This is a genomic window from Streptomyces sp. MMG1533 (assembly GCF_001279775.1).
In the GTDB taxonomy this organism is placed as follows: Bacteria; Actinomycetota; Actinomycetes; order Streptomycetales; family Streptomycetaceae; genus Streptomyces.
The window spans coordinates 57,259-79,107 of record NZ_LGDG01000111.1; the positions used below are offsets into that span (position 1 = coordinate 57,259).

Sequence of the window (21,849 nt, forward strand, 5' to 3'; positions counted from 1 at the left end):
CCGCAGGTCAACGGAGCGCCAGAAGGAAAGGGCAACTCATGGAAAGTTGTACGCGATACGGTCAAGGGCAGGTAAAGAGGTGACAGGTCGACAACTGGCCGCCGAAAGCCCTTGCTGACACCTCTAGCTGCGCCGCAGTAGCCGCGTGGCCCCCGCCGCCACCGTCGTCGCCAGGATCCAGCCCAGCAGGATGATCGCGGCGGCCAGCCACTGCCAGCCGCCGTTCAGCTGCCAGAAACCGACCTGACCCAGGTCGATGACCGGCAGGAGGAGGTCGAGGGCGAACAGGGCCGGGTTCCACGGCGGGTGCTCGCCGGTCTTGAGCGGTGGATGACTGGCGTGCGCGAAAGCCACCGAGCTCGCCGCCCACAGCACCGCCATCCACACGGCGGCCCGGCCCGGCCGGTATCCGTAGGCGACCGTCCAGTCCTGGACGTACCCCCACAGCTTGGCGGCGATCGGCAGGCTCTCGCGTCGGCGGCGCTGTTTGGCGAGCAGCACCTCGCGGGCGTCCTCGTCCTCGCCGCCGGTGCGCAGCACGGCGGCGAGCCGCTCGTACGGCTCCGGGTTGTACTCGGCGGTCGCCGCCGCCACCCACTCCAGCCGCTCGTTCAGCGGGAACGGGCCGCGCGGCACCAGGTTCTCGTAGCTGAAGCCGCCCATGTGCAGCCGGCCCGGACCCGGCCAGGCGTCCGCCTTGTCCATCAGGTTGACGACCCGCGCCCCCGACAGCACGACCATGCCCCGCGTCGGCCGCTCGCCGAGGAAGCGCAGCTCGGGCGTCTGCACGCGGCGCAGCGACAGCTCCTGCTCGTCGGTGAAGGTGAACCGGGCCCCCTCCAGGTCGACCGCGTCCCCGAACCGCCCGTCGTCCAGGCGCAGCCCGCCATGGCACTCGAAGCGCTGGATGCGCGTCCCGCGCGCGGGCGTCGTGCCGCTGAGCAGGAGGCTGCCGACGCCCGCCGGGGTCAGGTACAGCGAGCGCTCCACGGTCAGTTGCGGGGCGTTCAGTGCCAGTCGTGAGTACGGGTTGACCAGCCGTGCGCCGCGCAGGCTCAGCGAGACGCCGATCTTGGCGCTGCGCAGGCTCAGCTCGCCGTGCGACTCCAGCATCTCGGCCTGGAGGTCCTGGCCGACGCTCATGCCGTCCGCGGCGATCGAGCGTCCGCTGCGGTCGCGGTAGACGATCGCCTGGTTGAGCAGCAGGTCGGTGCCGATCTGCGCGTCGGTGAGCCGGATGCCGTTCTGGAAGCGGCAGCGCGGCAGGTGCAGGTCGCCCTCGGTGTGCACCCGGGCCGCCTCCAGGCGCGGCACCGAGCAGTCCACCATCCGCATGGTCGTGAAGTGGGCCTCCGGCAGCAGGACGTCCCGCTCGAAGCGGCAGCCGCGCATCTCGACGTACGGCACCACGGTGCCGCCCGCGAGGTCCAGGGTGTCGCTGATCTGCACCCCGACGAGCTTCAGGGACGACACCCGGCCGGCGAGCGCGGGCGGTCCGTCCAGGAGCAGCCAGCACACGATGCGCGCCCGCACCGTCCGCTCGGGCCCCCACGGGTGCCCGCCGTGCGGATCGTCGACCACTGTGTCGCCGCTGCTCAGGTCGTACACCGTGCCGTTGCGGAAGGCCTGCCACATCCCGGCCTCGGTGGCGGTCAGATCGTCCGGCAGGTCTCCGTCCCGGATGCCGGCCCCTTCGGTCACGTCTCTTCCATCCCCCTCATCCACTCGTAGGTTCATACAACCCGTTCATGCCCGCTGAGTGACGCCCGGAACACTAGACGTGAAGGCGATCTTCCGGGTTCCCTCCGAGGTCTGTATCAGCCATTGATACGCGCGGACGACGCCCGATGCCGGTCTGAGAGAATTGACGACGTGATCTCCCGAATCGATCTGCGCGGCGACGCCCTTCCCGAGGGCCCCGCTCTGCGCGACCTGCTGCCCCGAGCCGACTTCGACGTCTCGGCCGCCCTGGAGAAGGTGCGTCCGATCTGCGAGGCCGTGCATCATCGGGGCGACGCGGCGCTGATCGACTTCGCCGAGAAGTTCGACGGAGTGCGCCTGGAGTCCGTGCGGGTGCCGGCCGAGGCGCTGACCCGGGCCGTTGCGGAGCTGGACCCGGCCGTGCGCGCGGCACTGGAGGAGTCCATCCGCCGCGCCCGTCTCGTCCACCGTGAGCAGCGCCGTACGACGCACACGACCCAGGTCGTGCCCGGCGGCTCGGTGACCGAGAAGTGGGTGCCGGTCGATCGGGTCGGTCTGTACGCGCCCGGCGGGCGGTCCGTCTACCCCTCCTCCGTGATCATGAACGTGGTGCCCGCACAGGAGGCCGGCGTCGAGTCGATCGCCCTCGCCTCCCCGGCGCAGGCCGAGTTCGACGGGCTGCCGCACCCGACGATCCTCGCGGCGTGCGCGCTGCTCGGCGTCGACGAGGTGTACGCGGCCGGTGGCGCGACCGCCGTCGCGATGTTCGCGTACGGCACCGAGTCCTGCCCGCCCGCCGACATGGTCACCGGCCCCGGCAACATCTGGGTCGCCGCCGCCAAGCGCTACTTCACCGGCAAGATCGGCATCGACGCCGAGGCCGGCCCGACCGAGATCGCGATCCTCGCGGACGACACGGCCGACCCGGTGCACGTCGCCTCCGACCTCATCAGCCAGGCCGAGCACGACCCTCTTGCGGCCGCCGTGCTCGTCACCGACTCCGTCGAGCTCGCGGACGCGGTGGAGAAGGAGCTGGAGCCGCAGGTCGCGGCCAGCAAGCACATCGAGGACCGGATCCGTCCGGCCCTCGCCGGCCGGCAGTCCGCGATCGTGCTGGTCGACGGCGTCGACGAGGGACTCCGGGTGGTCGACGCGTACGGCGCCGAGCACCTGGAGATCCACACGGCCGACGCCGCCGTGGTCGGCGATCGCGTCAGGAACGCCGGCGCGATCTTCATCGGCCCCTGGGCGCCCGTGTCGCTGGGCGACTACGCGGCCGGGTCCAACCACGTGCTCCCGACCGGCGGTTGCGCCTGTCACTCCTCCGGGCTGTCCGTGCAGTCCTTCCTCCGGGGCATCCACATCGTCGACTACACGAAGGACGCGCTGGCCGACGTGGCGCATCACGTGGTGACGCTGGCGGAGGCGGAGGACCTGCCGGCGCACGGTGCGGCGATCAAGGCCCGGTTCGGTTGGAAGGTACCCGAGAGCAAGTGACTGGCATCGACGATCTCCCCGTACGGGACGAACTGCGCGGCAAGTCCCCCTACGGCGCGCCCCAGTTGGACGTCCCCGTGCGGCTGAACACCAACGAGAACCCCTACCCGCTGCCCGAGCCGCTGGTCGAGCGGATCGCCGAGCGGGTGCGCGAGGCGGCCCGGAACCTCAACCGCTACCCCGACCGGGACGCCGTGGAGCTGCGCACGCAGCTCGCCAGGTACCTGACCGACACGTCCGGACACGAGGTCGGCCCGGCCAACGTCTGGGCGGCCAACGGCTCCAACGAGGTCCTCCAGCAGCTCCTGCAGACCTTCGGCGGACCGGGCCGTACGGCGATCGGCTTCGAGCCGTCGTACTCGATGCACGCACTCATCGCGCGCGGCACCGGCACGGGCTGGATCTCCGGCCCGCGCAACGAGGACTTCACGATCGACCTCGCCGCCGCCGAGAAGTCCATCGCCGAGAACCGGCCGGACGTCGTCTTCATCACGACCCCCAACAACCCCACGGGCACCGCGGTCCCGCCGGAGACGGTCCTCGCACTCCACGACGCCGCGCAGGCCGCGAAGCCGTCGATGGTCGTGGTCGACGAGGCGTACATCGAGTTCAGCCACGGCGACTCGCTGCTGCCGCTCATCGAGGGGCGGCCGAACCTCGTCGTCTCGCGGACGATGTCGAAGGCGTTCGGCGCGGCGGGCCTGCGCCTCGGCTATCTCGCCGCGCACCCGGCGGTCGTGGACGCCGTTCAGCTCGTACGGCTGCCGTACCACCTGTCGGCGATCACGCAGGCGACCGCGCTGGCCGCCCTGGAGCACACCGGCACGCTGCTGGGATACGTCGAGCAGCTGAAGGCGGAGCGGGACCGGCTGGTCACCGAACTGCTGGCGATCGGCTACGAGGTCACCGCGTCGGACGCCAACTTCGTGCAGTTCGGGCGCTTCGCCGATGCGCACGAGGTGTGGCAGAAGATCCTCGACCGGGGTGTCCTGGTCCGGGACAACGGCGTGCCCGGCTGGCTGCGGGTGACCGCCGGCACCCCCGAAGAGAACGACGCGTTCCTCGACGCGGTCCGTGAACTGAAGAAGGAGCAGTGCGCATGACTCGCGATGGGCGTGTTGGAAGGGTCGAGCGGGTGACGAAGGAGACCTCGGTCCTCGTCGAGATCGATCTCGACGGGTCCGGCAAGGTCGACGTGTCGACAGGGGTCGGTTTCTACGACCACATGCTCGACCAGCTCGGCCGGCACGGTCTGTTCGACCTGACCGTGAAGACCGAGGGCGACCTGCACATCGACTCGCACCACACCATCGAGGACACCGCCCTCGCGCTGGGTGCCGCCTTCAAGCAGGCGCTCGGCGACAAGGTGGGCATCTACCGCTTCGGCAACTGCACGGTCCCGCTGGACGAGTCCCTCGCCCAGGTCACCGTCGACCTGTCCGGCCGCCCCTACCTCGTGCACACCGAGCCCGAGAAGATGGCGCCGATGATCGGCGAGTACGACACCACGATGACCCGGCACATCCTGGAGTCCTTCGTCGCCCAGGCGCAGATCGCCCTGCACGTGCACGTGCCCTACGGGCGCAACGCGCACCACATCGTGGAGTGCCAGTTCAAGGCGCTGGCCCGGGCACTGCGGTACGCGTCCGAGCGCGACCCGCGCGCGGCCGGCATCCTGCCTTCGACGAAGGGCGCGCTCTAGCCATGAACGGCACCTCGACCGTCCTGATCGTCGTCGGCCTCTTCCTCCTCGGCGGCATCTACTCCTTCGTCAAGCAGCAGATGCCGAAGAACCTCATCGTGCTGCTCTCGATAGGCGCCGCGATGTGTCTCGTCGCCGGTGTCATGAGGCTGGAGGTGTGGAATTGAGCAGCTCTGCAAGGAAGCGGCAGGTCGTCGTCTTCGACTACGGCTTCGGCAACGTCCGCTCCGCCGAACGCGCCCTCGCGCGCGCGGGAGCCGACGTCGAGATCACCCGTGACTTCGACAAGGCCATGAACGCGGACGGCCTGCTGGTGCCGGGCGTCGGCGCCTTCGCCGCCTGCATGAAGGGTCTGAAGGAAGCACGCGGCGACTGGGTCGTCGACCGCCGCCTGTCCGGCGGGCGCCCGGTCATGGGCATCTGCGTGGGCATGCAGATCCTCTTCGCGCGCGGCATCGAGCACGGCGTGGAGACCGAGGGCCTCGACGAGTGGCCCGGCTCGGTCGAGCCGCTGCAGGCCGAGATCGTGCCCCACATGGGTTGGAACACCGTCGACGCCCCGGCCGACTCGCAGCTCTTCGCCGGGCTGGACGCGGACGCGCGCTTCTACTTCGTGCACTCCTACGCCGTCCACGACTGGAGCCTGGAGACGCACAACGCGGCGATCCGGGCGCCCAAGGTCACCTGGTCGACCCATGGCAAGCCCTTCGTGGCCGCCGTGGAGAACGGCGCCCTGTGGGCCACGCAGTTCCACCCCGAGAAGTCCGGCGACGCCGGAGCGCAGCTGCTGAACAACTGGATCGGAACCCTGTGATGTCTTCGAACCCCTCAGGACGGCTCGAACTCCTGCCCGCCGTGGACGTCCGTGACGGCCAGGCGGTCCGGCTCGTCCACGGCGAGTCCGGCTCGGAGACCTCGTACGGCTCCCCGCTGGAGGCCGCTCTCGCCTGGCAGCGCTCGGGCGCCGAGTGGCTGCACCTGGTCGACCTGGACGCCGCCTTCGGCACCGGCGACAACCGGGCCGTGATCGGCGAGATCGCCAAGGCGATGGACATCAGGGTGGAGCTCTCCGGCGGCATCCGCGACGACGCCACGCTCGCCGCCGCCCTGGCCACCGGCTGCACCCGGGTGAACCTCGGCACGGCCGCCCTGGAGACCCCTCAGTGGGTCGCCAAGGTCATCGCCGAGCACGGCGACAAGATCGCGGTCGGGCTCGACGTGCGCGGCACGACGCTGCGCGGGCGCGGCTGGACCAGTGACGGCGGCGACCTCTACGAGACGCTGGAGCGCCTCAACAAGGAGGGCTGCGCGCGCTACGTGGTCACGGACATCGCCAAGGACGGCACGCTGCAGGGCCCCAACCTGGAGCTGCTGCGCACTGTGTGTGCGGCGACCGATCGGCCGGTCGTGGCCTCCGGTGGCGTGTCGTCGCTGGACGACCTGCGGGCCATCGCCGAGCTGGTACCCCTCGGTGTCGAGGGCGCCATCGTCGGGAAGGCCCTGTACGCGAAGGCGTTCACCCTTGAAGAGGCCTTGGAGGCGGTAGCCCAGTGAGCGATGTGCGACGCGTCACGACCGGCGCGCTCTGGGAGGAGACCTTCGGGTACTCCCGGGCGGTGGAACTGCCGAACGGCCTGGTACTGGTCTCCGGCTGCACGTCGATAGTGGACGGCGAGATCGCCGGAGGCGGTCCGTACGAGCAGACGGTCAACGCCTTCAACGTCGCGTTCGCGGCGCTCGGGCAGCTGGGTCTCGGCCGTGAGGACGTCGTGCGGACACGCATGTACATCACCCACGCCCGGGACGTGGACGACGTCGGACGCGCTCACAAGGAGCTGTTCGACGACGTCCGGCCCGCCGCATCCATGATCATCGTCTCCGGCTTCGTGGACCCCAGCCTGGTGGTCGAGGTCGAGGTGGAGGCGTTCCGAGGAGTACCCGCATGACCTTGGCCGTACGAGTGATCCCCTGCCTGGACGTGGACAACGGCCGGGTCGTCAAGGGCGTCAACTTCCAGAACCTGCGCGACGCGGGCGACCCCGTCGAGATGGCCAAGGTGTACGACGCCGAGGGCGCCGACGAGCTGACGTTCCTGGACATCACCGCCTCGTCGGGCAACCGCGAGACGACGTACGACGTGGTGCGCCGCACCGCCGAGCAGGTCTTCATCCCGCTGACGGTGGGCGGCGGCGTGCGCACGGCAGAGGACGTGGACAAGCTGCTGCGGGCGGGCGCCGACAAGGTGGGCGTCAACACGGCCGCGATCGCGCGTCCCGACCTCATCCGTGAGATCGCCGAGCGCTTCGGCCGGCAGGTGCTGGTGCTCTCGGTCGACGCCCGTCGCACGGAGTCCGGGTCCTTCGAGGTCACCACGCACGGCGGTCGTAAGGGCACCGGCATCGACGCCGTCGAGTGGGCGCACCGGGCCGCCGAGCTGGGCGCGGGGGAGATCCTGCTCAACTCGATGGACGCGGACGGGACGAAGGACGGCTACGACCTGGAGATGATCGCCGCCGTCCGGGGTCACGTGACGGTCCCGGTGATCGCCTCCGGCGGCGCGGGCAAGCTGGCCGACTTCCCGCCGGCGGTCGCGGCGGGCGCGGACGCGGTGCTCGCGGCGTCCGTCTTCCACTTCGGTGATCTGCGGATCGGACAGGTGAAGGACGCGCTGCGGGAGGCCGGGCACCCGGTGCGGTGACGCTTCGCTCGGCTTGAACCCCGGTCGCCTGGTGGTGGCCGGGGTCTTCTTCCGGCAGATACGAAAGAGAAGTTGCGCAAAATATATTGCGCAACTTCTCTTTCGTATTTACGGTGAGGCGCATGGCAAGCAAGGAGAGAGACCTCCCGATCACCGACCTGGGCACGCTCAAGGCTCTCGCCCATCCGCTGCGGATGAAGCTCTACCGGTGTCTGGTCGTGGCCAGGGTCGCCACCGCCTCGCAGCTGGCCGACCAGATCGACGAGGCCGTCTCGCTGGTCAGCTATCACCTGCGCAAGCTGGCCGAGCACGGGCTCATCGAGGAGGCGGAGCCGCAGAGCGCGGACGGCAGGGAGCGCTGGTGGCAGCCCGCCTCGGACGGCGTGAGCATCCGCGACAAGGACTTCCGGGACGCCCCCGAGCGGGCCGCCGCGCACCTGTCGGCCACCCGGCTCTTCCACGAGCAGCGCGCCGACATGTACCGCCGCTACCTCGACGAGCGTCCCACCTGGGGTCCTGAGTGGAACTCCGCCGCCCCCGACAACGAGGCCCTCCTGCGCCTGACCCCGGCCGAACTGGCCGAGCTGGGCGAGGAGTTGCTCGCCCTCGCCAAGAAGTACGACGAGAAGGGCCGGGCCGCCGAAGCGGCCGGCGACACCGAAGGGCGCGAGAACGTCGCGCTGCACGTGTACGGCTTCCCGTTCCGGATCTGAGCCCGAGAGGAACCTCCCGTGAGCGCCACACTCACCGCTCCCGCCGCCGTCACCGGCAGACCGGCCCACCGCGACGGCAACGTCCTGCGCTGGCTAGCCGCCTACACCTCCTCGATGGTCGGCGACAGCGTGTACTACATCGCCCTTTCCTGGGCGGCCGTACAGGCCGGGACGCCCTCGCAGGCCGGAGTCGTCATGGCGGTGAGCGCAGTGCCGCGGGCCCTGCTGATGCTGGGCGGGGGCGTGATCGCCGACCGGTTCGGGCCGCGCAGGGTCGTCATCGGCAGCGACGTGGTGCGCTGCACGGCCGGGCTCGCGGTGGCCGCGCTGCTCTTCCTCACCAGCCCCGGACTGTGGCCCCTGGCCCTGCTCGCCCTGGTCTTCGGCACCGTCGACGCCGTGTTCATGCCCGCCGTGGGGGCCCTGCCCGCGCGCGTGACGAGCCGCGACCAGCTCGCACGCGTGCAGGGCATGCGGGGCCTGGGGATCCGCTTCGCGAGCGTCGTCGGCGCCCCGCTGGGCGGCCTCGCGGTGGCGGTCGGCGGTGCGGCGGCGGCGTTCGGGCTGGCGGGCCTGCTGATAGCGGTGTCCGTACCCCTGCTGGTCTCCGTACGGCTGCGGGACCTGCCCCCCGACGACAAGGCGGCTGCCCGCGGGGACACCGCCTGGCGCGACCTGGTGGCCGGGCTGCGCCACATCCGCCGCCACCGCGTGCTCGCCCCGCTGATGCTGGCCATCGCCCTCGGCGACCTCGGCTTCGTCGGCCCCCTCAACGTGGGCCTGACCCTGCTCGCCGACGAGCGCGGCTGGGGCGCCTTTGGCATGGGCTGGGTGCTCGCCGGGTTCGGCACCGGCGCGGGCGCCGCCTCCCTGCTGCTGACCGTGCGCGGGCGCCTGCCGCACGCCGGGCAGGTCGCGGCGTACGCCATCCTCGCGGGCTCGGTCGCGATCGGCGCCCTCGCCTTCGTCCCGGGCGTCCTCGCGGCCGTCGGAGTGGCCCTGCTCATCGGGCTGCTCGCCGGGCTCAGCGGCGCCATGTGCGGCGCCCTGCTCCAGACCCAGGCGGACCCCGCCTACCTGGGGCGTGTCACCGCCGTCTCCGGCCTGGTGAGCCTCGGTTTCGCCCCGCTGAGCATGCCGCTGTCCGCCGCGGCCATCGGCGCCTGGGGGACCGGCCCGGTCTTCGTCGTCAGCGCCGTGGTCTGCGGGCTGGGCGGGGTCGTCGCCCTGTGCGCAGGGGACCTGCGGCGCGCGGAACTGCCCCGCTGAGGCCCCGTCCGCCTCACTCCTTCGGCTGCGCCAGCTGCACCAGATTGCCCACCGTGTCGTCCAGAACGGCCGTGACGACCGGCCCCTGCTCCTGCGGGCCCTGGGTGAAGCGGACCCCGAGCTTCTGCAGCCGCTCGTACTCGGCCCCGATGTCGTCGACCGAGAAGACGATGCAGGGCAGGCCCGCCTCGCGCACCGCCTTGCGGTACGGGTCCGCGATGGGGCCCTGGCCGGGTTCCAGCAGCAGCTGGAGGTCCTGCTGGGCTCCCTCGGGCGCGCCCACGGTGACGAACAGCGTGCCGCCGCCCAGATCCATGTGGATGCGGGTCTCGAAGCCGAGGACGTCCGTGTAGAAGGCGTGGGCCTTCGCGACGTCGTCCACGTACACGCTGGTCATGGCGACCTTGATCATTTGCGGGGCCTCTCGGATCAGGGCCTTCAGATGCCGAGCTGCTTCGAACCGTGCAACCTGTCGATCGCCTCCTTGTCGCCGTCCAGCTCGACCTTGGCCTCGTTCTGGCGGCCGTACAGGAACAGCAGCAGCTCCGACGGCTCGCCGGTGACCGTCACCACCGGCGTGCCCCGGTGGGCGACCGCCGTCTGGCCGTCCGGGCGGCGCAGCACCAGGCCGGTCGGAACGCCGCGGCCCATCAGGCGGGCGGTGCGCTCCAGGCGGGACCACAGGGCGTCCTGGAAGACCGGGTCGAGCTCGCGCTGGGACCAGTCGGGCTGGGCGCGGCGGACGTCCTCGGTGTGGACGTAGAACTCGATGGTGTTGGACGCCTCGTCGATCTGCTTGAGGGAGAAGGGCGAGAACCGGGGCGGGCCGGTCCGGATGAGCTGGATCAGTTCCTCGTACGGTTTGGCCGTGAACTCGTCCATCACCCTCTCCAGGCGTGGTCCGAGCTGCTTGATCAGCATCCCGCCGGCCGCGTCGGGGCGGCGCTCGCGCACCACCACGTGCGCGGCCAGGTCACGGGTCAGCCAGTCCTCACAGAGGGTCGGGGCCTCCGGGCCCGCGGCCTCCAACAGGTCGGCGAGGAGAAGTCGTTCACGCTTGGCGAAAGTCGACATGACAGTCAGCCTACGACCGTCCCCGCGGTCCGCACAGTGGACACCCCACGGTGACTGTCAGTGGCGGGCGGCACAATGGCATCCATGACCAGCAGCACGCCTCGCCGGCCCAGTCCGCTCGACCCCGGGATCGCCGCGCGCCTCAAGCGCAGCGCCGACGGGCTCCTGCCCGCCATCGCCCAGCAGTACGACACCGGAGAGGTGCTCATGCTCGGCTGGATGGACGACGAGGCGCTGCACCGCACCCTGACCACCGGCCGCTGCACCTACTGGTCGCGCAGCCGCCGGGAGTACTGGGTCAAGGGCGACACCTCCGGCCACTTCCAGTGGGTCAAGTCCGTCGCCCTGGACTGCGACGCGGACACCGTGCTGGTCAAGGTCGACCAGGTCGGCGCCGCCTGCCACACCGGCGCGCGCACCTGCTTCGACGCCGACGTGCTGGTCAAGGACGCCGATTCCGGCGTACCGGCCGCGGATCAGTAGGGTCAGCCGCCATGGACCTCGAGACCTTCCGCAAGCTGGCCACCGACCGGCGCGTCATCCCCGTCACCCGCAAGCTCCTCGCCGACGGCGACACCCCGGTCGCGCTCTACCGCAAGCTCGCCGCCGAGCGCCCCGGCACCTTCCTGCTGGAGTCCGCGGAGAACGGCCGTTCGTGGTCCCGGTACTCCTTCGTCGGCGTCCGCTCCGCGGCAACCCTCACCGCGCGCGACGGGCAGGCCCACTGGCTCGGCGCCCCGCCCGTCGGCGTCCCGGCCGACGGCGACCCGCTCGCCGCCCTGCGCGCCACCATCGAGGCCCTGCACACCCCCCACCAGGAGGGCCTGCCGCCCTTCACCGGCGGCATGGTCGGCTATCTCGGCTACGACATCGTGCGGCGCCTGGAGAAGATCGGCCCCGGCGAGCGCGACGACCTGCAGCTCCCCGAGCTGACCATGCTCCTCACCAGCGACCTCGCCGTGATGGACCACTGGGAGGGCTCGGTCCTGCTGATCGCCAACGCGATCAACCACAACGACCTGGACACGGGCGTCGACGAGGCCCACGCGGACGCGATGGCCCGACTCGACGCCATGGAGGCGGACCTCTCGCGCGCGGTGGCCCAGCCGCCCGCCGTCCTCCCGCCCTCCGAACTCCCCAAGTACACGGCCCTGTGGGGCGGCCCCGACTTCCAGGAGGCCGTGGAGGACGTCAAGGAGCGCATCCGCGCGGGCGAGGCCTTCCAGGTCGTCCCCTCCCAGCGCTTCGAAACGCCGTGCACGGCAAGCGCGTTGGACGTCTACCGGGTCCTCAGGGCGACCAACCCCTCCCCGTACATGTACCTGTTCCGCTTCGACGGCTTCGACGTCGTCGGCTCGTCCCCCGAGGCCCTGGTCAAGGTCGAGGACGGGCAGGCCATGGTGCACCCCATCGCCGGCACCCGGCACCGCGGGGCCACCCCGCAGGAGGACCAGGCCCTCGCCGACGAACTGCTCGCCGACCCCAAGGAGCGCGCCGAGCACCTCATGCTGGTCGACCTGGGCCGCAACGACCTGGGACGGGTCTGCGAGCCGGGCTCGGTCGAGGTCGTCGACTTCATGTCCGTCGAGCGGTACTCGCACGTCATGCACATCGTCTCGACGGTCACCGGCAAGGTCGCCGCGGGCCGTACGGCGTTCGACGTCCTGACGGCCTGCTTCCCGGCGGGCACCCTCTCCGGTGCCCCCAAGCCCCGCGCCATGCAGATCATCGACGAACTGGAGCCGTCCCGACGCGGCCTGTACGGCGGCTGTGTGGGCTACCTGGACTTCGCCGGCGACTCCGACACCGCCATCGCCATCCGCACCGCCCTGCTGCGGGGCGGCACGGCATACGTCCAGGCGGGTGCCGGCATCGTCGCCGACTCCGACCCGGTCGCCGAGGACCAGGAGTGCCGCAACAAGGCGGCCGCGGTCCTGCGCGCGGTCCACACGGCCAACCGGCTCGCAAAATAGGACGGTTCTCACGGAGCCCCGGGTGACGGTTCGCCCGGGGTTCAGGCGATAGTGGAGTACGTGACAGCCGTACCTCACCCTCGTTCCGAAGCCGCACGACCCGCCCGGGCCGGCCGCCGGAGTCTTGCCGTCGCCCTGCTCAGCGGGGCCCTCGGCGCGGCCGTGGCGTTGCTCGCCACCCGGCAGCAGTGGTCGCAGGGCACCGCGACGGTGGCCGGCGGCGACTTCCCGCTGACCGCCAAGGGCAGCGACGTCACGGGCGTGCCCGCGTCCCTCGCCATAGTGGGCCTCGCCGCGCTCGTCGCCGTCTTCGCCGTCCGCCGGGCCGGCCGCTTCCTGGTCGCCGCCGTGCTCGCGCTCTCCGGCGCCGGCACCGTCGCGGCGGCCCTCCTCGGCGTCAACGACAGCTCCGCGCTCGACGAACAGGCCGCGAAGGCCTCCGGCGACACCTCGGCCACCGTCGACGCCCTCTCCCACACCGCCTGGCCGTACGTCGCTGCCGTCGGCGGTCTCCTGCTCCTCCTGGCCGGCCTGCTCGCCCTGCGCTACGGCCGCCTGTGGCCCGCGATGTCCGGCCGCTACGAGCGCTCCGGCGCCCCCCGTCCCCGCCGCCAGGCGCCCGCCGTCGACCCCGACCGCCCCGAGGACATCTGGAAGGCCCTCGACCGGGGCGAGGATCCGACCGGCGCGTAGGCCTCCGGCGGTGGCGCGGTCAAGGCGGCCACGGGGTGGGGGGTTCGGTGATGTGCCGGTTGCGGGTGTGTGGGGGCTGGTCGCGCAGTTCCCCGCGCCCCTGGGTTGCGGCCGACGTCCCCTGTGTCAGGACCCTTCCCCCGGCACGGACAGCCCCCGCCGCCGCCCGTTCGGCCTCCGACGCGCGAGGGACGACCCCCGGACACCCGGCACGTGCGCGTGCGGAACAATGGACCATGAGCGTCCGGCTCAGACACGTACACACACGTACACAGCAACGAGGAGCAAGTCATGGCGGGCAGCAGCCACGGTCACACCCCGGCCGCCTGGACCGGTGTCATCATCGCCTTCATCGGTTTCACCGTCGCCGGCGCCTTCATGGTGCTGGCCTATCCGGCGGGCTTCTGGGGCGGCATGGCAATCGTGGTCCTCGGTGGCGTGGTCGGCTGGATCATGCGGGCGATGGGCCTGGGCCAGCCGAAGAACGCCCACCCGACGCACCAGGTCGCGGACAAGCGCGAGCCCGCGAGCGTCGAGGGCTGATCGCTCACGACTTCGTGGAGGGGCGGCCCGGCGTGATGCCGGTGCCGCCCCTCACGCGCGTGTCGTGAGCCGCGCAGGGCACAATGCGAGCGTGAACGCCGACAGTCAGGGGACCTCGACCACCCCGGGGACGCAGCCCTCCGACGCCGGGTCCGTGCTCGGGCGGCTGGCCGTGCCCGCGGGAGTGCTCGCGGCGGTCGCCGGGGCCTTCGCGTACGTGGGGACCGTCGACCCCAACCAGCCCGGTCACTACCCCGTCTGCCCGCTCCTGCGCCTCACCGGCATCTACTGCCCCGGCTGCGGCGGGCTGCGCAGCGCGCACGCCTTCATTCACGGGGACTTCGTCACGGCGCTCGGCGACAACGCCCTGGCAGTCGTCGGCTACTTCGCCTTCGCGGTGGTGTGGACCGTCTGGGTGGTCCGTGCGGTGCGCGGGCGGCCGACGAGGATCGTTCTCGGGACCGTGCAGCTGTGGAGTCTCGGAGTATTGGTGCTGGTCTTCACGGTTGTCCGGAACCTGCCGTTCGGTGGCTGGCTACATCCTTGATCAATCCGCAAAGGTCCAGGTAGTGGGACCGGCGTCAACCGGATGCGAGGCCTACGCCTTCCTCCGGATACCATCAAGGTGACCATCGGTTTTCGTCCGCTGAGGCGGGCCGGTGGCGGAAGCAGAACCGCTTGAACAGTCAACCGTCTGGAAGGGGGCCGCTCGCGTGAGTGTGCTCGACGAGATCATCGACGGAGTCCGTGCCGACCTCGCGGAACGGCAGGCGCGCGTCAGCCTCGACGAGCTCAAGGAGCGCGCGGCGAAGGCTCCCGCGGCCAAGGACGGACTGGCCGCCCTGCGGGGCGACGGCGTCAAGGTCATCTGCGAGGTCAAGCGCTCCAGCCCGTCCAAGGGCGCGCTGGCCGCGATCGCCGACCCGGCCGGCCTCGCCGCGGACTACGAGGCGGGCGGCGCGGCCGTCATCTCCGTACTGACCGAGGAGCGCCGCTTCGGCGGCTCGCTGGCCGACCTCGAGGCGGTCCGCGCGCGCGTGGACATCCCCGTGCTGCGCAAGGACTTCATCGTCACCTCGTACCAGCTGTGGGAGGCCCGTGCCTACGGCGCCGACCTCGTGCTGCTCATCGTGGCCGCCCTGGACCAGCCCGCCCTCGAGTCCCTCATCGAGCGCGCCGAGTCCATCGGGCTCACCCCGCTCGTCGAGGTGCACGACGAGGACGAGGTGGAGCGCGCGGTGGACGCGGGCGCCAAGGTGATCGGCGTCAACGCGCGCAACCTGAAGACGCTGGAGGTCGACCGCGGAACGTTCGAGCGGGTGGCCCCGGAGATCCCCGCGGCCCTCGTCAAGATCGCCGAGTCCGGCGTCCGCGGTCCGCACGACCTCATCGCGTACGCCAACGCCGGCGCCGACGCGGTCCTGGTGGGCGAGTCCCTGGTGACCGGCAAGGACCCCAAGACGGCGGTCGCCGACCTGGTGGCGGCGGGCGAACACCCCGCACTCCGGCACGGCCGGGGCTGACGGCTCGGTAGAGTTGGCCCCGATGACGCTCCCGATCACCCTGACGACCCCGGACCGGTACGCCCGCCTGGCGCGCGGCTGCCGGCCCCGAGGCTGCCGCGCGCCCGCCCGCCGGGTGCACGGACGCCGGGTGCGGTACGTCATCGGTGACGAGCCGGGCCAGGTGAACGGCATGCGATGGCAGCGCCCCTCTTAGGGGCGCGGGGCTGTGCCCGAAAATGCGGCTGTGCCGCATGGGCGCGACAAGCCGCGGACGACCCGCGGCCGCCCGACCATCCCCGCCCCCACGGCGATCAGTGTCTTTCCCAACACTCACCGTGAGGCTCAAGCATGCCCAGCGAGTTCTTCATCCCCGACCCCGAGGGTCAGATCCCCAGCGCCGATGGCTACTTCGGCGCGTTCGGCGGCAAGTTCATCCCGGAGGCGCTCGTCGCCGCCGTGGACGAGGTGGCCGTCGAGTACGACAAGGCGAAGCACGACCCCGAGTTCGCGCGCGAGCTCGACGACCTCCTCGTCCACTACACCGGTCGGCCCAGCTCCCTCACCGAGGTGCCGCGGTTCGCCGAACACGCCGGTGGCGCCCGGGTGTTCCTCAAGCGCGAGGACCTCAACCACACCGGCTCGCACAAGATCAACAACGTGCTCGGCCAGGCGCTGCTCACCAAGCGCATGGGCAAGACGCGTGTGATCGCGGAGACCGGCGCCGGTCAGCACGGCGTCGCGACCGCCACCGCCTGCGCGCTCTTCGGGCTCGAGTGCACCATCTACATGGGCGAGATCGACACCAAGCGCCAGGCACTCAACGTGGCCCGCATGCGCATGCTCGGTGCCGAGGTCATCGCCGTGAAGTCCGGCAGCCGCACCTTGAAGGACGCCATCAACGAGGCGTTCCGCGACTGGGTCGCCAACGTCGACCACACCCACTACCTGTTCGGGACCGTGGCCGGACCGCACCCCTTCCCGGCCATGGTGCGCGACTTCCACCGGGTGATCGGCGTCGAGGCCCGCCGCCAGCTCCTGGAGCGCGTCGGCCGTCTCCCCGACGCGGCCGTCGCCTGCGTCGGCGGCGGTTCCAACGCCATCGGTCTCTTCCACGCCTTCATCCCCGACACGGCCGTACGCCTCATCGGCTGCGAGCCCGCCGGGCACGGCGTGGAGACCGGCGAGCATGCGGCGACCCTGACGGCCGGCGAACCCGGCATCCTGCACGGGTCGCGGTCGTACGTCCTCCAGGACGAGGAGGGCCAGATCACCGAGCCCTACTCGATCTCGGCCGGGCTCGACTACCCCGGCATCGGCCCCGAGCACTCCTACCTCAAGGACAGCGGCCGCGGCGAATACCGCGCGGTCACCGACGACGCGGCCATGCAGGCCCTGCTTCTGCTGTCGCGCACCGAGGGCATCATCCCGGCCATCGAGAGCGCCCATGCGCTGGCCGGTGCCCTGGAGGTCGGCAAGGAGCTGGGCAAGGACGGGCTGATCGTGATCAACCTCTCCGGCCGCGGCGACAAGGACATGGACACGGCCGCCCGCTACTTCGACCTGTACGACACCGACGCCGAGGTCGCCGCCGACCAGGACACCGACACCGCCGAGATCGAGGGGGACGCCAAGTGAGCGGGAACATTCAGCTGCTGTCCGACACCCTCGCCGCCGCCAAGGAGGAGGGGCGTTCCGCGCTCATCGCCTACCTCCCGGCCGGCTTCCCGACCGTGGACGGCGGTATCGAGGCGATCAAGGCCGTCTTCGACGGCGGCGCCGACATCGTCGAGGTGGGCCTGCCGCACAGCGACCCGGTGCTCGACGGACCGGTCATCCAGACCGCCGACGACATCGCCCTGCGCGGCGGCGTCAGGATCGCGGACGTCATGCGGACGGTCCGAGAGGCCCACGAGGCGACCGGGAAGCCGGTGCTCGTGATGACGTACTGGAACCCGATCGACCGCTACGGCGTCGAGCGCTTCACCGCCGAGCTCGCCGAGGCGGGCGGCGCCGGGTGCATCCTGCCCGACCTGCCCGTGCAGGAGTCGGCGCTGTGGAGGGAGCACGCGGAGAAGCACGGCCTCGCGACCGTCTTCGTCGTGGCGCCCAGCAGCAAGGACGAGCGGCTCGCCAAGATCACCGCGGCGGGCAGCGGCTTCGTCTACGCCGCCTCGCTCATGGGCGTCACCGGCACCCGCGAGTCCGTCGGCGCGCAGGCCCAGGACCTGGTCGAGCGCACCCGCGCCGCCGGCACCGAGCTGCCGGTCTGCGTCGGGCTCGGCGTCTCCAACGCCCAGCAGGCCGCCGAGGTCGCCGGCTTCGCCGACGGCGTGATCGTCGGCTCGGCCTTCGTCAAGCGGATGCTGGACGCACCGGACGACGCGGCCGGGGTCGAGGCGGTCCGCGCGCTCGCCGGTGAGCTCGCGAAGGGCGTGCGCGGAAAGGCGTAACAAGGCGGGACATTTCGTAGGGGTCACTCGAACGGGTGGACCTGGGACCGGGGAGGCGCGGTGCGCCTCCCCGGTTCGTTCTGCGGGATGTGAGCGAGAAGAATCGAGACGGAAAGCGCACCGCCCGGGAGCGGCTGGCGGAAGAGCGCGAGAAGCAGAAGTCCGCGGACAAGCGGCGCCGGGTGCTGATCGTGGGCGTGAGCCTGGTCTGCGTCCTGGGCCTCGCCGCGGTGATCGGCGTGATCGCGGCGAACGCGGGCAAGGACGACGGCGACTCCGCGGGCCCGGTCGTGGTGCCCTCGGGGGCGAAGGGCAAGGACAGCCTCGCCATCCCGGTCGGCAAGGAGAGCGCCAAGTCGACGCTGACGGTCTGGGAGGACTTCCGCTGTCCGGCCTGCAAGGCCTTCGAGACGGCATACCGGCCGGTGATCCACGAGCTGACGGACTCCGGCCGGCTGAAGGTCGAGTACCACCTGGCCACCATCATCGACGGCAACATGGGCGGCACCGGCTCCCGCAACGCGGCCAACGCGGCGGCCTGCGCCCAGGACATCGGCAAGTTCACCGCGTACCACGACGTGCTGTACGACAACCAGCCCGCAGAGACCGACGACACCTTCGCCGAGACCGGCAAGCTCATCGAGCTGGCCGGCAAGGTCGACGGACTGGACACGGCCGCGTTCCGTACCTGTGCCGAGAAGGGCACGCACAACAGCTGGGTGGACAAGTCCGCGGCGGCCTTCCGCAACGGCGGCTTCAGCGGCACACCGACCGTGATCCTCAACGGCAAGAACATCTACCAGGACCGGACGATGACCCCGGCGAAGCTGAAGCAGCTGGTGCAGGAGGCCGACAAGGCGTGACCAGCGGGTGAGAAGCCCTTCACACCAGCCCGTTATGGACCCGTAGCCGGGCTGCCTGCCGTGGGCCCGGTCCGGCACGGTAGCGTCGACCTTGCCATGGAACTTGCCTACATTCCCAGCCCGTCGCGCGGGGTGCTGTACCTCGGCCCCATTCCGCTGCGCGGCTACGCGTTCTGCATCATCATCGGCGTCTTCGTAGCCGTCTGGCTCGGCAACAAGCGCTGGCTCGCCCGGGGAGGGCGGGCCGGCACGGTGGCCGACATCGCGGTCTGGGCCGTGCCCTTCGGCCTGGTCGGCGGTCGGCTCTACCACGTGATCACGGACTACGAGCTGTACTTCAGCGAGGGCCGCGACTGGGTGGACGCCTTCAAGATCTGGGAGGGCGGCCTCGGCATCTGGGGCGCGATCGCGCTCGGTGCGGTGGGCGCGTGGATCGGCTGCCGGCGCCGGGGCATCCCGCTGCCCGCTTGGGCCGACGCCCTCGCCCCCGGTATCGCCCTCGCGCAGGCGATCGGCCGCTGGGGCAACTGGTTCAACCAGGAGCTTTACGGCAAGGAGACCGACCTCCCCTGGGCCCTGCACATCACGTCGTCCGCGGACGGCCGGGTGCCCGGCTACTACCACCCGACGTTCCTGTACGAGTCGCTGTGGTGCATCGGCGTCGCCCTCCTCGTCATCTGGGCGGACCGCCGCTTCAAGCTGGGGCACGGGCGGGCGTTCGCGCTGTACGTCGCCGCGTACTGCGCGGGCCGGTTCTGGATCGAGTACATGCGCGTCGACGACGCCCACCACATCCTGGGCCTGCGCCTGAACAACTGGACCGCGATGGTCGTGTTCGTGCTCGCGGTGGTCTACCTCGTGGTGTCGGCGAAGAAGCGGCCGGGGCGGGAGACCGTGGTCGAGCCGGGTGTCCCCGACGACGGGACCGAGGGCGACAGCGAGGCCAAGCCGGAGAGCGACGCGGATACGGACGCGGACGCGGATGCCGATGCCCACACGGACGGTGACGCGAAGGACGCCGCGAAGGACGAGGCCGGGTCGGCGAAGAAGACCTGACGGTCGGTCGTATGCCGATGAGGGCGCCCTGGCCGCGGGAAACGGTCCGGGCGCCCTCGGTCATTTCCGGCGGGCGAGTGACAGGGTGCGTCGCGCTGCCGCCACCACCGCCGCGTCGATGAATCTTCCGTCCGGCAGCGCCTGGGCGCCCTGGTCTGTCGTCGCCGCCTTGACGATCGTTTCCGCTTCCTCGATCTCCTCCCCCGTGGGGAGGTAGGCGCGTTCGATGACCGGGAGCTGGCGGGGATGGATGGCGGCGCGGCCGAGGAAGCCCAGGGCACGGCCGTGGGCGCAGGAGGCGGCGAGGGCGTCCAGGTCGCGGATGTCGGGGTGCACGGACTGGGCCGGCGGGGCGAGGCCCGCCGCACGGGCGGCGACGATCACGCGGGAGCGGGACCAGTCGAGGCCCGCGTCGTCGCGTACGCCCAGGTCGGCCCGGAGGTCCGCCTCACCGAGGGCGATGCTGCGCAGGGCCGCGTGGGCGGAGGCGATGGCGTGGGCGCGTTCGATGCCGAGGGCCGTTTCCAGGAGGGCGTGGAGCACAGGCGCGCCGCCGTCGGCGGGGGCGGTTTCCTCGGCGACGCGGACGACCTGCTCGGGGGACGTCACCTTCGGGAGGCGGATACCGGAGACGCCCGGGAGGGACGCCACCGCCGTCAGGTCCGCCGCCGCCGACGGGCCGTCCAGCGCGTTCACCCGGACGTGGACCGGTACCGGCTGCGGCTCGGCGAGGAGTTCGGCGGTGGCCTCGCGGGCGTACTCCTTGCGGTCGGGGGCGACCGCGTCCTCCAGGTCGATCACCACGACGTCGGCGCCGACGGTCAGGGCCTTCGCGACGACGTGCGGGCGGTCGCCGGGAACGTACAGCCAGGTGAGTGGAGTCATACCGTGCCCTCCCTGCGCAGGTCCTCCAAGTCGGCCGGGGTCAGGCCCAGTTCGGTCAGCACCTGCGCCGTGTCCGCGCCGTGCGGACGGCCCGTCCAGCGGATCGCGCCGGGGGTGGCGGAGAGGCGGAAGAGGACGTTCTGCATACGCAGGGGGCCCAGCTCGGGGTCGTCGACCGTGGTGACGGTGTCGAGCGCCTGGTACTGCGGGTCGGCCATCACGTCCCGTACGTCCTGGATCGGGGCGACGGCCGCCTCCGCCTTCTCGAAGGCCGCGAGGACCTCGGTACGGGTGCGCCCGGCGATCCAGGTGCCGACCGCCTCGTCGAGGACGTCGGAGTGGGCGGCCCGCTCGGCGCCCGTGGCGAACCACGGCTCGTCGATCAGCTCCGGGCGGCCGACCAGCCGCATCACCCGCTCGGCGATCGACTGGGCGGAGGTGGAGACGGCGACCCAGGTGCCGTCCGCCGTGCGGTAGGTGTTGCGCGGGGCGTTGTTGGCGGATCGGTTGCCGGTGCGTTCCTGCACGTATCCCAGCTGGTCGTACCAGGTCGGCTGCGGGCCCAGCGCCGTCAGGATCGGTTCGATGAGGGCCATGTCGACGACCTGGCCCTCGCCGGTGCGGTCGCGGGCGGCGAGCGCCGTCATGACGGCGTAGGCCGTGGCGAGGCCCGCGATGGAGTCGGCCAGGCCGAAGGGCGGAAGCGTCGGGGGTGCGTCCGGTTCACCGGTGATCGCGGCGAAGCCGCTCATCGCCTCGGCGAGGGTGCCGAAGCCGGGGCGGTGGGCGTAGGGGCCGAACTGGCCGAAGCCGGTGACGCGGGTGAGGACCAGGCGGGGGTTGGCGGCCGACAGTTCCTCCCAGCCGAGGTCCCATTTCTCCAAGGTGCCGGGGCGGAAGTTCTCGATGACGACGTCGGCGGTGGCGGCGAGGCGGAGGAGGGTGGTGCGGCCGCCGGGTGTGGAGAGGTCCAGCGTGATCGTGCGCTTGTTGCGGCCGAGGAGCTTCCACCACAGGCCCACGCCGTTCTTCGACGGGCCGTGGCCGCGGGAGGGGTCCGGTTTCGTGGGGTGCTCGACCTTGATGACCTCCGCGCCGAAGTCCCCGAGCATCGTGGCGGCGAGGGGGCCGGCGAAGAGGGTGGCGAGGTCGAGGACGCGCAGGCCGGTGAGGGGGGCGGTGGGAGTGCGGTGATCGGTGGGGGTGGGGTGGTCCGTCGTCATGCCG

Annotated in this window: 26 protein-coding genes; 21 read left to right on the forward strand and 5 right to left on the reverse strand. The window is 71.5% G+C overall.

What is annotated here, in order from left to right:
* Nucleotides 1-123 precede the first annotated feature (123 nt).
* Nucleotides 124-1,701 (reverse strand): hypothetical protein, encoded by a 1,578-nt coding sequence (locus ADK57_RS12930; protein ID WP_053749561.1) that lies wholly within the window; start codon nt 1,699-1,701, stop codon nt 124-126.
* A gap of 171 nt (nt 1,702-1,872) precedes the next feature.
* Between ADK57_RS12930 and hisD the strand changes: the two genes are divergently transcribed.
* The 10 genes from hisD (at nt 1,873) to ADK57_RS12980 (ending at nt 9,580) form a co-directional block, all read left to right on the forward strand.
* The gene (gene hisD, locus ADK57_RS12935; RefSeq protein WP_053749562.1) at nt 1,873-3,198 is read left to right on the forward strand and encodes a histidinol dehydrogenase; all 1,326 of its coding nucleotides are present in this window, start codon (nt 1,873-1,875) and stop codon (nt 3,196-3,198) included.
* Entirely contained in the window at nt 3,195-4,301 is a 1,107-nt protein-coding gene (locus tag ADK57_RS12940; RefSeq protein ID WP_053749563.1) for a histidinol-phosphate transaminase, read from the forward strand. The genes hisD and ADK57_RS12940 overlap by 4 nt, the downstream gene beginning before the upstream one ends.
* A complete protein-coding gene (hisB, locus tag ADK57_RS12945) occupies nt 4,298-4,900 on the forward strand; it encodes an imidazoleglycerol-phosphate dehydratase HisB (RefSeq protein WP_053749564.1) in 603 nt (200 codons plus the stop codon). Before ADK57_RS12940 ends, hisB begins: the two co-directional genes overlap by 4 nt.
* A gap of 2 nt (nt 4,901-4,902) precedes the next feature.
* Entirely contained in the window at nt 4,903-5,067 is a 165-nt protein-coding gene (locus ADK57_RS50435; RefSeq protein WP_053749565.1) for a hypothetical protein, read from the forward strand.
* Nucleotides 5,058-5,714 (forward strand): imidazole glycerol phosphate synthase subunit HisH, encoded by a 657-nt coding sequence (hisH, locus tag ADK57_RS12955; protein WP_053749566.1) that lies wholly within the window; start codon nt 5,058-5,060, stop codon nt 5,712-5,714. The genes ADK57_RS50435 and hisH overlap by 10 nt, the downstream gene beginning before the upstream one ends.
* On the forward strand, nt 5,714-6,454 hold the full coding sequence (gene priA, locus ADK57_RS12960) for a bifunctional 1-(5-phosphoribosyl)-5-((5-phosphoribosylamino)methylideneamino)imidazole-4-carboxamide isomerase/phosphoribosylanthranilate isomerase PriA (RefSeq protein ID WP_053749567.1): 741 nt from the start codon (nt 5,714-5,716) through the stop codon (nt 6,452-6,454). The genes hisH and priA overlap by 1 nt, the downstream gene beginning before the upstream one ends.
* Nucleotides 6,451-6,846, forward strand: a complete 396-nt coding sequence (locus ADK57_RS12965; RefSeq protein WP_053749568.1) for a RidA family protein — start codon at nt 6,451-6,453, stop codon at nt 6,844-6,846. Before priA ends, ADK57_RS12965 begins: the two co-directional genes overlap by 4 nt.
* Nucleotides 6,843-7,598 (forward strand): imidazole glycerol phosphate synthase subunit HisF, encoded by a 756-nt coding sequence (gene hisF, locus ADK57_RS12970; RefSeq protein ID WP_053749569.1) that lies wholly within the window; start codon nt 6,843-6,845, stop codon nt 7,596-7,598. The genes ADK57_RS12965 and hisF overlap by 4 nt, the downstream gene beginning before the upstream one ends.
* A gap of 122 nt (nt 7,599-7,720) precedes the next feature.
* Nucleotides 7,721-8,311 (forward strand): ArsR/SmtB family transcription factor, encoded by a 591-nt coding sequence (locus tag ADK57_RS12975; protein WP_053749570.1) that lies wholly within the window; start codon nt 7,721-7,723, stop codon nt 8,309-8,311.
* Nucleotides 8,312-8,329: 18 nt separating this feature from the next.
* A complete protein-coding gene (locus ADK57_RS12980; RefSeq protein ID WP_053749571.1) occupies nt 8,330-9,580 on the forward strand; it encodes an MFS transporter in 1,251 nt (416 codons plus the stop codon).
* A 13-nt stretch (nt 9,581-9,593) separates the two neighbouring features.
* Here the strand turns inward: ADK57_RS12980 and ADK57_RS12985 are convergent, their stop codons facing one another.
* Together ADK57_RS12985 and ADK57_RS12990 are read right to left on the reverse strand one after the other, a co-directional pair.
* Nucleotides 9,594-9,992, reverse strand: a complete 399-nt coding sequence (locus ADK57_RS12985) for a glyoxalase/bleomycin resistance/extradiol dioxygenase family protein (RefSeq protein WP_053749572.1) — start codon at nt 9,990-9,992, stop codon at nt 9,594-9,596.
* 26 nt (nt 9,993-10,018) lie between these two features.
* Nucleotides 10,019-10,654 (reverse strand): TIGR03085 family metal-binding protein, encoded by a 636-nt coding sequence (locus ADK57_RS12990; RefSeq protein WP_053749573.1) that lies wholly within the window; start codon nt 10,652-10,654, stop codon nt 10,019-10,021.
* An 84-nt stretch (nt 10,655-10,738) separates the two neighbouring features.
* On the opposite strand from ADK57_RS12990, the gene hisI reads away from it, so the two are divergent.
* From hisI to lgt, 11 genes are all read left to right on the forward strand, one after another.
* Nucleotides 10,739-11,137, forward strand: coding sequence for a phosphoribosyl-AMP cyclohydrolase (gene hisI / locus ADK57_RS12995; RefSeq protein WP_053749574.1), 399 nt, complete (start codon nt 10,739-10,741; stop codon nt 11,135-11,137).
* 11 nt (nt 11,138-11,148) lie between these two features.
* Entirely contained in the window at nt 11,149-12,627 is a 1,479-nt protein-coding gene (locus tag ADK57_RS13000; protein ID WP_053749575.1) for an anthranilate synthase component I, read from the forward strand.
* Between the two features lie 51 nt (nt 12,628-12,678).
* Nucleotides 12,679-13,320, forward strand: coding sequence for a TIGR02234 family membrane protein (locus ADK57_RS13005; RefSeq protein WP_053749576.1), 642 nt, complete (start codon nt 12,679-12,681; stop codon nt 13,318-13,320).
* 291 nt (nt 13,321-13,611) lie between these two features.
* Complete coding sequence (locus ADK57_RS13010) at nt 13,612-13,863, forward strand: HGxxPAAW family protein (RefSeq protein ID WP_053749577.1); 252 nt, start codon at nt 13,612-13,614, stop codon at nt 13,861-13,863.
* A gap of 91 nt (nt 13,864-13,954) precedes the next feature.
* Nucleotides 13,955-14,410: a DUF2752 domain-containing protein gene (locus ADK57_RS13015; protein WP_078973098.1), complete on the forward strand. Its 456-nt coding sequence runs from the start codon at nt 13,955-13,957 to the stop codon at nt 14,408-14,410.
* Nucleotides 14,411-14,576: 166 nt separating this feature from the next.
* The gene (gene trpC / locus ADK57_RS13020) at nt 14,577-15,386 is read left to right on the forward strand and encodes an indole-3-glycerol phosphate synthase TrpC (RefSeq protein ID WP_053749578.1); all 810 of its coding nucleotides are present in this window, start codon (nt 14,577-14,579) and stop codon (nt 15,384-15,386) included.
* A 22-nt stretch (nt 15,387-15,408) separates the two neighbouring features.
* Complete coding sequence (gene trpM / locus ADK57_RS48950) at nt 15,409-15,582, forward strand: tryptophan biosynthesis modulator TrpM (protein ID WP_107091537.1); 174 nt, start codon at nt 15,409-15,411, stop codon at nt 15,580-15,582.
* Nucleotides 15,583-15,716: 134 nt separating this feature from the next.
* Nucleotides 15,717-17,003, forward strand: a complete 1,287-nt coding sequence (gene trpB / locus ADK57_RS13025; RefSeq protein WP_053749579.1) for a tryptophan synthase subunit beta — start codon at nt 15,717-15,719, stop codon at nt 17,001-17,003.
* Nucleotides 17,000-17,818, forward strand: a complete 819-nt coding sequence (trpA, locus tag ADK57_RS13030) for a tryptophan synthase subunit alpha (RefSeq protein ID WP_053749580.1) — start codon at nt 17,000-17,002, stop codon at nt 17,816-17,818. The genes trpB and trpA overlap by 4 nt, the downstream gene beginning before the upstream one ends.
* Before the next feature lie 89 nt (nt 17,819-17,907).
* The gene (locus tag ADK57_RS13035) at nt 17,908-18,681 is read left to right on the forward strand and encodes a DsbA family protein (protein ID WP_053749581.1); all 774 of its coding nucleotides are present in this window, start codon (nt 17,908-17,910) and stop codon (nt 18,679-18,681) included.
* A gap of 96 nt (nt 18,682-18,777) precedes the next feature.
* Entirely contained in the window at nt 18,778-19,737 is a 960-nt protein-coding gene (gene lgt, locus ADK57_RS13040) for a prolipoprotein diacylglyceryl transferase (protein ID WP_053749582.1), read from the forward strand.
* 60 nt (nt 19,738-19,797) lie between these two features.
* On the opposite strand, the gene ADK57_RS13045 is transcribed toward lgt, so the two are convergent.
* Together ADK57_RS13045 and ADK57_RS13050 are read right to left on the reverse strand one after the other, a co-directional pair.
* Complete coding sequence (locus ADK57_RS13045; RefSeq protein ID WP_053749583.1) at nt 19,798-20,622, reverse strand: HpcH/HpaI aldolase/citrate lyase family protein; 825 nt, start codon at nt 20,620-20,622, stop codon at nt 19,798-19,800.
* Complete coding sequence (locus ADK57_RS13050; RefSeq protein ID WP_053749584.1) at nt 20,619-21,845, reverse strand: CaiB/BaiF CoA transferase family protein; 1,227 nt, start codon at nt 21,843-21,845, stop codon at nt 20,619-20,621. Before ADK57_RS13050 ends, ADK57_RS13045 begins: the two co-directional genes overlap by 4 nt.
* Nucleotides 21,846-21,849 lie beyond the last annotated feature (4 nt).